This is a genomic window from Oceanobacillus locisalsi (assembly GCF_042675985.1).
Classification (GTDB): Bacteria; Bacillota; Bacilli; order Bacillales; family Amphibacillaceae; genus Oceanobacillus; species Oceanobacillus locisalsi.
Window position 1 is genome coordinate 21,250 of record NZ_JBHTKK010000035.1, and the last position, 13,088, is coordinate 34,337.

General features: G+C 38.9%; 11 protein-coding genes. 10 read left to right on the forward strand and 1 reads right to left on the reverse strand.

Annotated elements, in window-relative coordinates:
• Positions 1-83 precede the first annotated feature (83 nt).
• The 10 genes from ACFQ19_RS18915 to ACFQ19_RS18960 all read left to right on the forward strand — a co-directional run bounded on the left by ACFQ19_RS18915 (position 84) and on the right by ACFQ19_RS18960 (position 12,366).
• Positions 84-1,577 (forward strand): xylulokinase, encoded by a 1,494-nt coding sequence (locus ACFQ19_RS18915; RefSeq protein WP_379594256.1) that lies wholly within the window; start codon positions 84-86, stop codon positions 1,575-1,577.
• A 287-nt stretch (positions 1,578-1,864) separates the two neighbouring features.
• On the forward strand, positions 1,865-3,631 hold the full coding sequence (locus ACFQ19_RS18920) for a solute:sodium symporter family transporter (RefSeq protein WP_379594257.1): 1,767 nt from the start codon (positions 1,865-1,867) through the stop codon (positions 3,629-3,631).
• A gap of 19 nt (positions 3,632-3,650) precedes the next feature.
• A complete protein-coding gene (locus ACFQ19_RS18925) occupies positions 3,651-4,328 on the forward strand; it encodes a DUF4867 family protein (RefSeq protein WP_379594258.1) in 678 nt (225 codons plus the stop codon).
• A gap of 67 nt (positions 4,329-4,395) precedes the next feature.
• On the forward strand, positions 4,396-5,625 hold the full coding sequence (locus ACFQ19_RS18930; protein ID WP_379594259.1) for a Gfo/Idh/MocA family protein: 1,230 nt from the start codon (positions 4,396-4,398) through the stop codon (positions 5,623-5,625).
• A 61-nt stretch (positions 5,626-5,686) separates the two neighbouring features.
• Complete coding sequence (locus ACFQ19_RS18935) at positions 5,687-7,126, forward strand: L-fucose/L-arabinose isomerase family protein (RefSeq protein WP_379594261.1); 1,440 nt, start codon at positions 5,687-5,689, stop codon at positions 7,124-7,126.
• Positions 7,123-8,310 carry a diphosphate--fructose-6-phosphate 1-phosphotransferase gene (locus ACFQ19_RS18940; protein WP_379594262.1) on the forward strand — a complete coding sequence of 396 codons (1,188 nt, stop codon included), beginning with the start codon at positions 7,123-7,125 and terminating at the stop codon, positions 8,308-8,310. Before ACFQ19_RS18935 ends, ACFQ19_RS18940 begins: the two co-directional genes overlap by 4 nt.
• On the forward strand, positions 8,282-9,016 hold the full coding sequence (locus ACFQ19_RS18945) for a GntR family transcriptional regulator (protein WP_379594263.1): 735 nt from the start codon (positions 8,282-8,284) through the stop codon (positions 9,014-9,016). The genes ACFQ19_RS18940 and ACFQ19_RS18945 overlap by 29 nt, the downstream gene beginning before the upstream one ends.
• A 13-nt stretch (positions 9,017-9,029) precedes the next feature.
• The gene (locus ACFQ19_RS18950; RefSeq protein WP_379594264.1) at positions 9,030-9,908 is read left to right on the forward strand and encodes a class II fructose-bisphosphate aldolase; all 879 of its coding nucleotides are present in this window, start codon (positions 9,030-9,032) and stop codon (positions 9,906-9,908) included.
• Between the two features lie 31 nt (positions 9,909-9,939).
• Positions 9,940-11,373, forward strand: coding sequence for an aldehyde dehydrogenase family protein (locus ACFQ19_RS18955; RefSeq protein ID WP_379594268.1), 1,434 nt, complete (start codon positions 9,940-9,942; stop codon positions 11,371-11,373).
• Positions 11,374-11,466: 93 nt separating this feature from the next.
• Positions 11,467-12,366 carry an AEC family transporter gene (locus ACFQ19_RS18960; protein WP_379594265.1) on the forward strand — a complete coding sequence of 300 codons (900 nt, stop codon included), beginning with the start codon at positions 11,467-11,469 and terminating at the stop codon, positions 12,364-12,366.
• A 154-nt stretch (positions 12,367-12,520) separates the two neighbouring features.
• On the opposite strand, the gene ACFQ19_RS18965 is transcribed toward ACFQ19_RS18960, so the two are convergent.
• Positions 12,521-12,916, reverse strand: coding sequence for a VOC family protein (locus ACFQ19_RS18965; RefSeq protein ID WP_379594266.1), 396 nt, complete (start codon positions 12,914-12,916; stop codon positions 12,521-12,523).
• Between the last annotated feature and the right edge of the window lie 172 nt (positions 12,917-13,088).

Consider the following 13,088-nt stretch of genomic DNA (forward strand, 5'->3'; position numbering starts at 1 on the left):
TAAACAAACGGAAATTTCTTTGTTGTTTAGATGCATCATGGAGCGGGACTGAAGTTTTCTGCTCAGCTGAAAGAGGTGAGGATTTGAAAAAATATATTGCGGTTTTTGATATTGGTACGACAGCTGTAAAAGGAGTCTTAATTGATCAGCAAGCTAAGATTATTGGGGAATATGATACGACGGTAGAAACCTATTATGGTGAAAATGGAGAGGTAGAACAAAACCCTGCTGATTGGTGGGAAGGGATGAAAGAGATTACGCAAAAGTGGTGGTCCGAATTAAACATTGAAGCCAAGCAAGTTGCTGCGATTACGTTTACGGGACAAATGGAAGATGTTATTTCGATTTCACCAGCCTATCCGAATCAAAGAGCCATGCTATATTCTGATAACCGTTTTGGGGAGGAAGCAGCGCACATTATGAAAAGGTTCCCAAATATTCAAGCGGAAACAGGAAATATTATCCGCTCATCTACGCCATTAGCTAAGTTACTTTGGATGAAAAATAATAAGGACGAGATAATGGAACACACCCAATGCTTTGTTTTCAGTTCAAAAGATTTTAGCATTTATAAATTAACAAATACGTTTGTCACAGATCCAACAACGGCAGCAACGACGGGCATGATGAATCTACATACACGTGCATGGATGCCAGAAATCATGGAAGCATTCGGACTTGATGCAAACAAACTTCCAAATCTATATGATTCCGGGGAAATAGTCGGATACGTAACACAATCGGCTATGGAAGAGACTGGGTTTTTACAACACACCCCTGTGTTGTGCGGAAGCGGTGATGCAGGTGCAACAGCAATGGGAGCAGCAGCAGTTCAACAAGGAGATACCTATTTTTATCTCGGAACAACTGGGTGGACAGCGATGGTGCAAGAAAACATGAACCATCATATCCAAGGTATGTTTCATTTAGCACACATCGTTCCACATTTAACAATCAGCATTGCGCCGCTGCTTAATGCAGGAAATGTACATGAATGGGCTGTAGATACATTCGCAAGTGAAGGGACAGAGGATAAGAATAGTGCGTTTGAAGCATTAGTAAAAGGTGCCTCAGTCGGAAGTAATGGATTATATTTTCTTCCTTATATACACGGGGAGCGGTTTCCAGTTCAAGATTCGGATGCAAAAGGCGCTTTTTGGGGAATTGGACCGAAAACTTCCAAAAGCGATATGGCTAGAGCGGTAATGGAAGGGATATGTTTCTCCTACAAACAATTAACGGATCTCATCATTGATTCCGGGGACAAGGATTTTCTAACGTTAATGGGGGGAGGTTCCAAAAGCGCTGCTTGGTGCCAAATCTTAGCGGATATGATGGGTGTTTCAGTGAGAGTACCTGCAGATAGTGCATATATGCCTGCATTGGGTATCGCTGTTCCAGCCTTTGTGCAGCTAGGTTGGGCTAAACATCACGATGCTGTTTTCGAACAGTTTTTAGTAAGCACCGAAGATAAAATATATAAACCAAATATGTTTCATCATGAGATTTATGAAGGGATGTATGAAACGTATTTGAAGATGTATCCTAGTTTGAAGGGGATGTATGAAAGAAAGTGAAAATAACAATTTTTTGTTTATAAATAATGATTTATGTAAGCTTCTAAACCAAGCTTACATATTTTTTTGAAAAAAATAAAAAAAGGGGTTGCTTTTTTGAATACGTTTACACTATAATATCTTTAAAAGATAGTGATGTTTGTTTAAACGTAATGATGTTAGAGGATTTGAGTTTGTATTTATTAAAAACAAAATAAGCGGTGATGTTTAGAAAAAGATGGGCGGGCAGCAATACAGTTAGACGTAGGAGAATAGGGAAATCATATTATTTTAAAGGAGGAACAAGGATGGGAAGTATGGCGTTTACATTAATAACATGTGCTTTCTTTATGGGGCTGGTGGCTTGGTATTCTTATCAAAAAACAAAGAATACGGTCAGTGATTCAGCAGGGTACTTTTTAGCAGGCAGAGGATTAACAGGAGGATTTATTGCTGGGTCATTAATTTTGACAAACTTATCTGCAGAACAGCTTATTGGCTTGAATGGACAAGGTTATAGCGCAAACTTGTCCAATATGGCTTGGGAAGTGACGGCAGGGTTTTCAGTAATTATGTTAGCTTTGATTTTACTTCCAAGATATTTGGGTGGCGCTTTTACAACGCTTCCGAGTTTTATCAATAACCGATTTGATCAGGGTACGAGAATATTAATTGTGTTATTGTTTATGCTGGGATATGGATTGATTACCATTCCTTCTGTACTTTATTCGGGATCCATTGCGGTGTTGCAATTATTTGATATACCCAATATGCTTGGAATCAGTTTTGAACAATCGATGTGGGTGACTGTGTGGGTTATCGGTATTATCGGATCTATCTATGCTATTTTTGGAGGTTTGAAAGCGGTTGCTATTTCGGACACAATAAACGGCATTGGTTTATTGATTGTAGGTTTACTTGTACCGGTTCTTGGTTTTATAGCTTTAGGTGATGGTAATTTATTTGAAGGAATGAAAACGATTACGACAGAGAATCCGGAAAAGATGAATGCAATCGGTTCCAGTGATGATGGTGTTCCATTTGGTGCCATTTTTACAGGGATGATATTTGCAAATCTGTTCTATTGGGGTACGAACCAATATGTTATTCAAAGAACACTCGGTGCCAAAAGTTTAGCAGAAGGTCAAAAAGGTGCTTTATTCACAGGCTTTCTTAAAATCTTAGTACCTTTCTTGATGATGATTCCGGGGGTCATTGCCTACCACCTGTATGGTCCGGGACTGGAAACAATGGATTTAGCGTATCCGACTTTAATCAGTGATATCTTTCCAACATTTTTAAATGGATTTTTCCTGGCAGTATTGTTGGGTGCTGTATTTTCCAGTTTTAACTCTCTATTAAACAGTGCTTCTACCTTATTTGTTTATGATGTGTATAAAGTTGTTATTAATAAAACAGCCAACGACAGACAAATGATTCGTGTCAGTCAGTGGTTTGGGACGATTTTAGCTTTAATAACATTTTTCATATCGCCGTTATTAATGAATGCGCCTGATGGGTTATGGACAATTATTCGTCAATTTACAGGATTCTTTAATATTCCAATTATCGCGATTGTGTTGGTAGGAATCTTTTCTAAACGGGTGCCATCTATCGCACCGAAAATTACGATTATATTGCATGTTATTACGTACTATTTCTTGATTTGGGGACTGCCGACATTCTTTAATACAGAACTGGCAATTAATTTCATCCATATTCAAGGGTTGATGTTTGTCCTTGAAGTAGCATTGATGCTGATAATCGGATGGATAAAACCATTAGAGAAACCATTTGTATTCAAACCAAATGCAGAAGTCAGCATGGTTCCTTGGAAATATGCAATTCCGGTAACAACGCTGTTGCTCAGTGCGATGGTATTCAGTTATATTCTCTTTTCGCCAATTGGTGTAGCTTCACAGGAGAATATTGTGTCAGGATGGTTCTGGCCGGCAACGATAGCATTGATTATTATAACCATTATTCTTTACCTGATTTCGCTTAAATCATGGAATAAAAAATATGCAGACAAGCTGATAAGCAGTCATGAAGAGCAGTTGAAGAAAGAAGCATAGCCTTATAAGGAGGAAAATGATGCCAAATCTATTAGAAAAATTGCAAGAAAATAATCCAAACCAGACCATTCACCCTATTACAGCAGAAGCATTTGAAAAATATGGTAGAGTCTTATCGGGATTTGATTGGGGGGATTGGCAGAAAACGATGGAGGGGATCGATATTCCTCAGGATGGCAACCGATATGTAGCATCTGAGGCATCGTTAGAGAATGCATCGTTAAAAACAGAAATGGAAGAAACATTATATGGAGGCATGGAGATACAAGCAGGCTATTGCAATGGTCCTAACAGTCAATTAAATGGCTTGGAATACCACAAGAGCAGTGAAATCAATATTGCGGTTACGGACTTAATGCTCATTCTGGGACATACTGGAGACATCCGCGATAATAATTACAATGCAGAAAATGTGGATATATTCTTTTTGCCTGAAGGAACCATGATTGAGATATATCAGACAACGTTACACTTTGCACCATGTAAAGTACATGAAGAAGGATTTAAATGCATTGTTGTTTTACCAAAAGGAACGAACGAACCGATTTCTTTTGAGAAGCCGGTTATCACAGAAGAAGATGAGCTGCTGTTTATGAAAAATAAATGGCTGCTCGCTCATCCGGAAAGGATACCGCTTATTTCTAAAGGCGCTCATCCGGGAATTATAGGAGAGAATATGAAACTGGAAACGGTATAAAAAGAGCATCAAATCATAGAGGGCAGGCTAAACTGTCGTATAAAACAGAAAAGGGAGAGATAGAAAAATGACAGTAGAAAGAGAAGAATTAGATATTTTAGCGGGCTTTGATAAAACGAAATTTGATTATTTACCTGGAGAGGATCGTTATTTAACTGCTCCGAAACAGGCTAAATTAAAATTTAACTTAATCGGAACAGGCAATATCGGCCAAGAGCATATGAGGGTAACGTTGTTGGAAGGTCGGGCAACTATTAATGGATTATATGACCCAAATGAAAAAAGTATTGCGCAGGCAAAAGATGTCTTTGAGAATGAACTGCAAGCAGGAGATATAAAAGTATTTGAATCATTGGAAGAAGCATGTAATGATCCGGAAGCAGATGCCTTATTGATTTGCACGCCGAATTATACGCATATTGATGTCGTTCGGGTGGCAGCGAAATCAAAAAAGCATATCTTTCTGGAAAAACCAATGACAACAAATTTGGAAGATGCTTATGAAATCATGGAGATTGCCAAAGACTATCCCAATATTTTTCAGATTGGTTTGCAATATCGCTATAAACCAATCTATGTAGAAGCAATACATGAAGCTTTGGAAAGAAAGACGGTTGGTGACATCAAAACAATTTCTATTATGGAACACCGCATACCATTCCTTGATAAAGTCGGCCAATGGAATAAATTTAGTGGAAAATCTGGCGGCACATTTGTAGAGAAATGCTGTCATTACTTCGATCTATTTAATTTATTTGCACAATCGAAGCCTGTAGAGGTGTATGCAACAGGCAGTCAAGCAGTAAACTTTCAATCTTTCCAATATGAAGGAGCGAATTCTGACATTATTGACAGTGGATTTGTGATTGTGAAATATGAAAATGGCATCCAATGTAATTTTAATTTATCCATGTTTTCACCAATGTTCTATGAAGAACTAGTTCTTTGCGGGAATGAGGGACGTTTAAAAGCATCAGAAACAGAGCGGTTTGTACCGCTGGAAGGGCCGGATAATTATCTGGAAATTATTCGTGGGGAAGGAAGTCCTTCTAAAACTTCTACGCCGGTTTATCCGACAGAAATTCAGAAAAGCGGTCATGGTGGTGCAACTTATTATGAGCATGTTTATTTTGTAGATAATATTCTGGGTAAAACCACATCGACAGCTACTGTAGAAGAAGGTTTTTGGTCCATAGTAGTAGGGTTGGCCGCAGAAGAATCGTTAAGAACTGGTGAGAAGGTAGATGTGAAAGATTTTTTGAATAATCATCAACAAGATACAGCCGTTCATGGTTAACTAGTGTCTGCTAGAGAGGAAATAGTTTCTATTCAATACTTTTGGAAAGTGAGGAAAAAGAATGTCTACCAAAGTAGTATATATTCCAATAGGCAGAAAAACATTTGATTTAAAAGCTGGTGAGGAGCAAAGGGAACAAAGTTCAAAACTATTAAATACACTCGCAGATATTGTTATAGAACCGGAAGAGATTATCACGGATACGGGGGATATGATAGAATTTCTGAAAAAAGAGGATTTAGGTGATGTATCCTACGTTGTCTATCAACATGCAACATTTGCTGATGCAGCAGCTGTGGAGGAACTTATTCAAATAGTAAAAGCGCCAATTATTGTCTGGAGTGTCAGAGAACCGAGTGTGGGCGGCAGATTAAGGTTGAACTCTTTAACGGGCGGAAATGCAACCAGTCACCATCTAAAAGGAGCGAAACATCCTTATGATTTTATACTTGGTAATGCCGAAGAACAACAGGTAAAAGATAGATTAATGAACTATCTAAAAGGAGTTCGTGAAGAGAAAGAACAACATGTAAAGGTCATTAATAGTCCAGTGGAAGTCAGTAATAAACAAAAATCAGAAGTAGAAAAGGTAGTCAGTGAGCTTCAAAATATTAAAATTGGTGTTTTTGGAGATCATCCTCCTGGTTTCTTTTTCTCAGGAACCAATGAAGCAAAACTTGGAGAACAGCTAGGTGTTTCGGTGAAGTATTTTGATTTGAATGAAGCATTTGAGAAATGCGTGGAACTCCCACGGGAAAAATGGATTGGGGCTATTGAGAGAGCAGAGAAGCAAGTCATCGGTTTAAACAGGTCGGATGAAACGGTAGAAAGATTTGCGCAATTCACGACCTATGTAAAAGAACAAATTGACCAGGAGGAACTAACTGGAACAGCGGTGCGCTGCTATCCAGAGTTCTTCAATAAATTAGGAGCGGCTGCTTGTTCCACCTTATCGCAATTTACGGAAGATGGTATTGTTTCCGCATGTGAATCAGACATCCACGGTGCTATCTCTATGTCGATTCTTCAACAGCTGTCAAAAGGCAGCGCACCTTATTTAGGAGATATGGTACATGTGAACGAGGAAAGCAATTCTGTTGTATTTTGGCATTGTGGAGCAGGAGCATATTCTTTAGCCAATCCGAAAACGGGAGCTCGTCCAGGAGTGCATCCTAATAGAAAACTTGGTTTTACCATGGAATTTGGTTTGAAACCAGGCAGAGTTACTATTTTCAGAGTCAGCTATACACCGGAAGGATACCGCATGCTGATTATGTCCGGAGAGGCACTGGATACACCGCAGCGTTTTAACGGCACCTCTGTAGAAGTAAAATTGGAAACAGAAGTAACCGATACGCTTTATGATTTAATGGATGAAGGATTTGAACCACATTACGCACTTGTCTATGCAGATGTGGCAGACGAATTAATTGAGTTAGGAAAGCAGCTAGGCATAGAAACTGTGGTGTATACCAATCAGTTGGAAGAAGTAAGCCTATGAAAAAGGTTGTAATCGCACAGGCTGGGGGGCCAACTTCTGTAATTAATGCAACATTAGCTGGTTTTGTTGAAGGAACCATGGAAGATAACAAACTTATTTATTCACGGAATGGTTATGAAGGACTTACTTACGGCAATTTCTGGGATGGAACAGAAGAGATGAATAAATGGGTAATAGAAAATAAACATGTACCTGGGGCATGTTTGGGGTCCGGACGGTTTCCTTTAGAAGATGACTATATCATGCAATGTGTGGATCAATTAAAAAAAATACAGGCGGATGCGCTGGTTGTCATTGGCGGTAATGGCACGATGGAAGCTTTAAGCAAAATGGAAGAGGAAGCGGCGAATAGAAGTTATGATTTACAGGTTATCGGGCTGCCAAAAACAGTAGATAATGATCTCGGAGCAACAGACCATGCACCCGGTTTTGCCAGTGCTGCCAGATATGTTGCGCAAACAACGAGGGATATCAGCAGAGATCTTTATTCCATGAGAAATTTTGAACAAGTCCGGATTTTAGAAACGATGGGGAGGAATGCTGGATGGCTTGCATTGGCCTCCGGATTCCTCCGTAAATACGAAGAAGATGGTCCGCATGCTATATTAATTCCGGAAAAAACCGTAAAGAAAGAGACACTTTTGCAAGAAGTTGACAGGGCGGTTCAGAAATATGGATATGCCGTCATTGTAGTGAGTGAAGGAGTGCAGTGGGCAGATGCAGGAACAGGACAAATTGAAAAAGAAATGGTTAATGGAAGGGCTATACTTGGCGGCATTTCCTCGGAAATAGAGCTTTTTTTAAAAGAAGAATTACATGTCATGGCCAGAGCAGAATTGTTGGGAATGAACCAGCGCAGTTCATCGGTTTTCGTTTCGCCAGTAGACTATCGAGAAGCTTATGAAATAGGAACCTGTGGAGGCAGATGGTTAAAAGAAGGTAAAAATAAAATCATGGTTTCCCTACAAAGAACGGAGCAATTCGACTATAATATAAGTAAAATATCAGTCGATTTGAAGGAAGTAGTTCAAGAGGGGGAAAGATTGCTCCCGGATTATTTTATTGATAATCCCCAAGCATACTATGAATGGTTGGAACCATTAATGGGAGATGACCTTCTTGCTTATCCTTCACCGATTCCTAGGAGAGATAGTCATGTTAAGGAGCCATTTCAATCCAAATAAAGGCGAGGCTTTATATTTACAAGTAAAAAATGAATTGTATAAACGTATCCAAGAAGGGGTGTGGAAAGCGGACACGCTTATTCCGACAGAACAAGAATTAATTTCAGAATTCGATGTCAGCCGTACGACCATCAGACAGGCTATCAATTTGCTTGTTCAGGACAATTTACTCGAAAAAAAGCAAGGGAGAGGAACGATTGTCAGACCTCAAAATCTTGTTGGACATCTGGGAAAACTGAAAGGATTTACGGAAGAAGCGAGAGAAAGAGGGCAAATTCCAAGAGCAAAAGTATTGCGAAGCGAGTTTAAATCAACATTTTTTTTCGAAAAGGATATGTTAGATATTCCGGAAGAAGATCCTATTCTGCTGGTAGAAAGAATCAGATTGGCAGATGATATTCCAATAGCGATAGAAAGATCTTGCTGGCCTAAGGATATTGGAGAATTACTGCAGACACATAATCTGAATGAAGCACATTACTATGAAATTTTAGAGCAGCATCATATTTATTTGAAACAGGCAAAAGAAACTATCAGAGCTATTAATGCCACGATGGATGAAGCGGATTATTTAGGAATTCGTCCGGGGGAGGCGCTTTTGGAAATGACAAAAGTAAGTTATGGAATGGATGATCGTCCCATTGAATATACGAAAACAAGGTATCGTAGTGATAAATATCAATATAGTATTGAATTAAAAAGATAGGGAGTGGACAGGTATGCCATTTATCAACGGAAAAGAAATGCTTCAGCATGCTTATAAGAACGGATATGGTGTCGGAGCTTTCAGTGCACATAATGCAGAAACGATTTTAGGGATTTTAGAAGCGGCAGAAGAAGAACAGGCACCAATCATGATTCAAGTAGGTCAAAAGGTTATCCAAACGTTAGGTATGGAATCGATGAAAGCATTAATTGATATCTATGCAAAACAGTTTGCGATTCCGGTAGCGATTCATTTAGACCACAGCAGAAGTTTTGATCAGACGATGCAGGCTGTACAGTTGGGATTCCAGTCCGTTATGTTTGATGGTTCTGCAAGATCTTTTGAAGAAAACAGTCAAATTACTCATGATGTGGTACAGGTAGCAAAAGCGCTGCATATCGGTTCTGAAGGAGAAATTGGCAAGATCGGCGGAACAGAAGATGATATTTCTGTCGATGAAAAAGATGCGCTTATTACCACAACGGAAGAGGCGGTTGCCTTTACAGAAGCAACCGATGTGGATTATTTAGCTGTTTCTATTGGTACGGCGCATGGCTTATATAAACAAACACCTAACTTACGATTTGAAAGATTAGACGCCATTTCCAAAGCAGTACAACGTCCGGTAGTTCTGCACGGCGGGTCAGATGTACCGGATGAGCAGGTCCAAAAGGCAATTCAATTAGGCGTTGCCAAAATTAATGTAGATACCGAATTACGTCAGGCATTTACAAATGGAGTGAAAGCTACATTTAAACAGGATCCGGATGAAATTGTTTTGGCAAATTCTTTAGGAAACGGGAAAGAATATTTAAAGAAAAAGGTGCAGGAAAAGATTCAAGTCTTTGGGAGCAATGGAAAAGCACAGGAATTATTAAAAGCAAAAAGGTAGTAACATTATATAATAAGGAGATGACGTTATGATGAATAATGTGTTATTAAAGAATTCGTATGGTCTTTTCATTGGAGGGCAATGGACGGAAAAGAATGAAAAACTGCCAGTATTAAATAAATATTCACAAGAAGTCATTGCTGAAATATCTGTTGCAGAAGAAAGCGATGTGAATGCCAGTGTAGAAGCGGCTAAGAAAGCTTTAAACACACCATTTTCACCATATGAGCGCTTTGAGGTTTTAACGAAAGCCTCCGAACTATTACTGGAACAAAAAGAAACGATTGCGAATGTTCTCGTCCAAGAAGTAGGGAAACCTATCGGGGAATCTATTGGAGAAGTAGAAAGGGCTGCTTTAACTTTAGAAGTTTCTGCAGAAGAGGCAAAGCGTATTCATGGTGATGGTGTACCTGTCGAATCGGCCCCCGGTTCAGAGAATAGAAAAGCGGTAACGATGAAAACACCTGTGGGAGTAGTGGCTGCTATCACTCCATTTAATGTTCCTCTAAATTTAGTTTGTCATAAAGTCGGTCCGGGTCTGGCTGCGGGAAATAGTGTGATATTAAAACCGGCTGAAGAAACATCTCTTTCTGCAATATTATTGGCAGAAATCTTTGAAGAAGCGGGACTTCCTTCCGGGCGATTAAATGTATTAACCGGAGAAGGATCGGAAATTGGCGGGTACCTGACCGCCAATCAGGAAATAAACATGTATACTTTTACAGGCAGTCCGAGAGTAGGTCAGCTAATTCGTGGAAGTACAGGGATCCGAAAAGTAGCGTTAGAGCTAGGAAATAATTCTGCGACCATTGTTCATCGAGACGCGGATATTGCAGGAAGTGCTATAGCAGCAGCACAAAAAAGCTTCAATAATGCTGGGCAAGTTTGTATTTCTGTGCAACGCGTCTTTGTCCATGAAGACATTTACGAATTATTTTTGGAGAACATGATTGAAGCAACTAAAGCTCTAAAAGTTGGCGACCCTGCGGATGCTTCAACCAATATTGGACCGATGATTGCTGAAAAAGAAGCTATACGTGTTGAAAATTGGGTAAATGAAGCTGTGAGTCAAGGTGCGAAATTACAAGCAGGCGGAAAACGGGAAGGTGTTTTCTACCAGCCGACAATCTTGACGAATGTAGATCCAGAAATGAAAGTATGCAGAAATGAAGTCTTTGGACCAGTAGTAGCTGTAGACACGTATCGTGAAGAAGATGAAGTGATTGAAAAAGTGAATGATTCGGAGTATGGGCTGCAGGCTGGTCTCTTCACCAACGATTTGCGGTTTGCAATGAAAGCAGCTGAGAAGATAGAAGTGGGCGGATTGATTATTAATGATACTTCCGGTTACCGTGTGGATCACATGCCATATGGTGGGGTGAAGAAAAGCGGCACTGGTAAAGAAGGTCCGAAGTATGCAATGGAAGAAATGACCGAAGAAAAATTAATTGTCTTTCAGTCATAATTATTCGATTGATGATTGTATAACAGGGTTATCCGCAAAAGGATAACCCTGTTATCAGTCCATAAAACAAAATGATATAAATAAGGTGATGACATGTTTATTCTGTCCATTATGCTGCCTATTTTCTTTGTGTTTGCAGTCGGCTATATTGGCCAATCTGTTTTAAAGTTAAATACAGCAATGATATCAAGGCTGACTATTTACATACTTGTTCCTTTTTTAGTTTTCCGTACATTTTATTCCCAGACGATAGATAGCTCCCTTATCTACTTTGTTATTTTTATATTGGGTCTTTGTTTTTGTAGTATTTTAATCATTACGTTATTTACCAAAATATTGAGATACTCAGAAGCAGAGCGCTGCGGGTTAATATTATCAAGTGCTTTTATGAATAATGGTAATTATGGTACCCCGCTGGTTCTTTTTTTATTTGGCGAAGAAGGGATGAAAGTGGCCATTGTATTAATGGTTTTGCAACAATTACTAATGAGTACAGTAGGGGTTTATTATGCTGCCAAAGGGAGTCCATTTAATGTAGGAAGTATAGATGCTGTAGGACAAGTATTACGGATGCCGATGATTTATGGAGCGATACTTGGAATTTTATTCAACTGGATGCATATTCCCTTGGGAAGTCTGAGGCATGGAATTGATTTTATAGCAGATGCTGCTATTCCGGTAATTATGATTGCTTTAGGGATGCAATTAGCGAATATGGTTATTAAAAAAGTGAATTGGACAGCTCTCTCTTTCAGCATTGTTATGCGATTAGCACTGTCTCCTTTATTAGCATTTCTTCTTGTATGGCAATTGCCGCTGGATGATTTAACGAAACAGATAATGATTATCATAGCGGCTACGCCAACCGCTGCCAATACAACCATGTATGCGATTCAATTTCGAGTACAAGAAAACAATGTCTCCGCAGCAACTTTCCTATCAACTATGCTGAGTTTGATTACTGTTCCTGTTGTTATTTTTTTAACTGTTTAGACAAAATTGGAGTGTTTGTAGAGGAAAGGTGTTAACCGGTCAGCCAACTATTTCTTATCTATAAAAAAGCAGACCTTAATATCAAGATTTGCTTTTTTATGGATTATTCATGTTAAAAAGGAAATAATCATAGTAGATTTATTAAATAGAAAAATTAAGGTGCCACCAATTCTACTTTTATTCTATCTGGATCTTCAAAATAAACGGCATAATGAGTCTCGCCGCCGGCATATGGATATAAATCGGGGTAAAGCATGGTAGTTCCTCTCTGCTGTAACTTTTGAGTCATTTCATCTACAAATTCCCGGGATTCCGCATGAAAGGCTAAGTGATTTAGACCAACCCTACATCGATGATAGGGGATATCTAAAAAACGATCTCCCGCTTGCACAAATACGAGATAAGTTTCTTCTAATTTCCAGCTTTGTCCATTTTCCCAATTTTGATAAGAGGTATATCCGAGCTCATTTAAGAACCAGCCCCAGAAATGGGTGGTTTTATTTAAATCAGAAACATAGATTTCAATATGATGAATTAAACCATGTGTCATAAAATCTCTCCTCGTATGATGTATTTCAAAGTTCTTTCTAAATAGTATTATCCTGAATTTCGAACCAATTTTATAAAAAAACATAAAAAAGTGCTCCAAACTTTGGTAGAATAGGATTAACCGGTCCAAACAAACCAAAAGAAAGGAGCACCTTATGGTGAATAATTATACC

Bases quoted from the DNA above. Each gene is read 5' to 3' on its own strand.
- ACFQ19_RS18925 (WP_379594258.1), top strand. From the start codon at position 3,651: ATGCCAAATCTATTAGAAAAATTGCAAGAAAATAATCCAAACCAGACC.
- ACFQ19_RS18960 (WP_379594265.1), top strand. From the start codon at position 11,467: ATGTTTATTCTGTCCATTATGCTGCCTATTTTCTTTGTGTTTGCAGTC.
- ACFQ19_RS18920 (WP_379594257.1), top strand. From the start codon at position 1,865: ATGGGAAGTATGGCGTTTACATTAATAACATGTGCTTTCTTTATGGGG.
- ACFQ19_RS18955 (WP_379594268.1), top strand. From the start codon at position 9,940: ATGAATAATGTGTTATTAAAGAATTCGTATGGTCTTTTCATTGGAGGG.
- ACFQ19_RS18935 (WP_379594261.1), top strand. From the start codon at position 5,687: ATGTCTACCAAAGTAGTATATATTCCAATAGGCAGAAAAACATTTGAT.
- ACFQ19_RS18930 (WP_379594259.1), top strand. From the start codon at position 4,396: ATGACAGTAGAAAGAGAAGAATTAGATATTTTAGCGGGCTTTGATAAA.
- ACFQ19_RS18950 (WP_379594264.1), top strand. From the start codon at position 9,030: ATGCCATTTATCAACGGAAAAGAAATGCTTCAGCATGCTTATAAGAAC.
- ACFQ19_RS18945 (WP_379594263.1), top strand. From the start codon at position 8,282: ATGTTAAGGAGCCATTTCAATCCAAATAAAGGCGAGGCTTTATATTTA.
- ACFQ19_RS18940 (WP_379594262.1), top strand. From the start codon at position 7,123: ATGAAAAAGGTTGTAATCGCACAGGCTGGGGGGCCAACTTCTGTAATT.
- ACFQ19_RS18965 (WP_379594266.1), bottom strand. From the start codon at position 12,916: ATGACACATGGTTTAATTCATCATATTGAAATCTATGTTTCTGATTTA.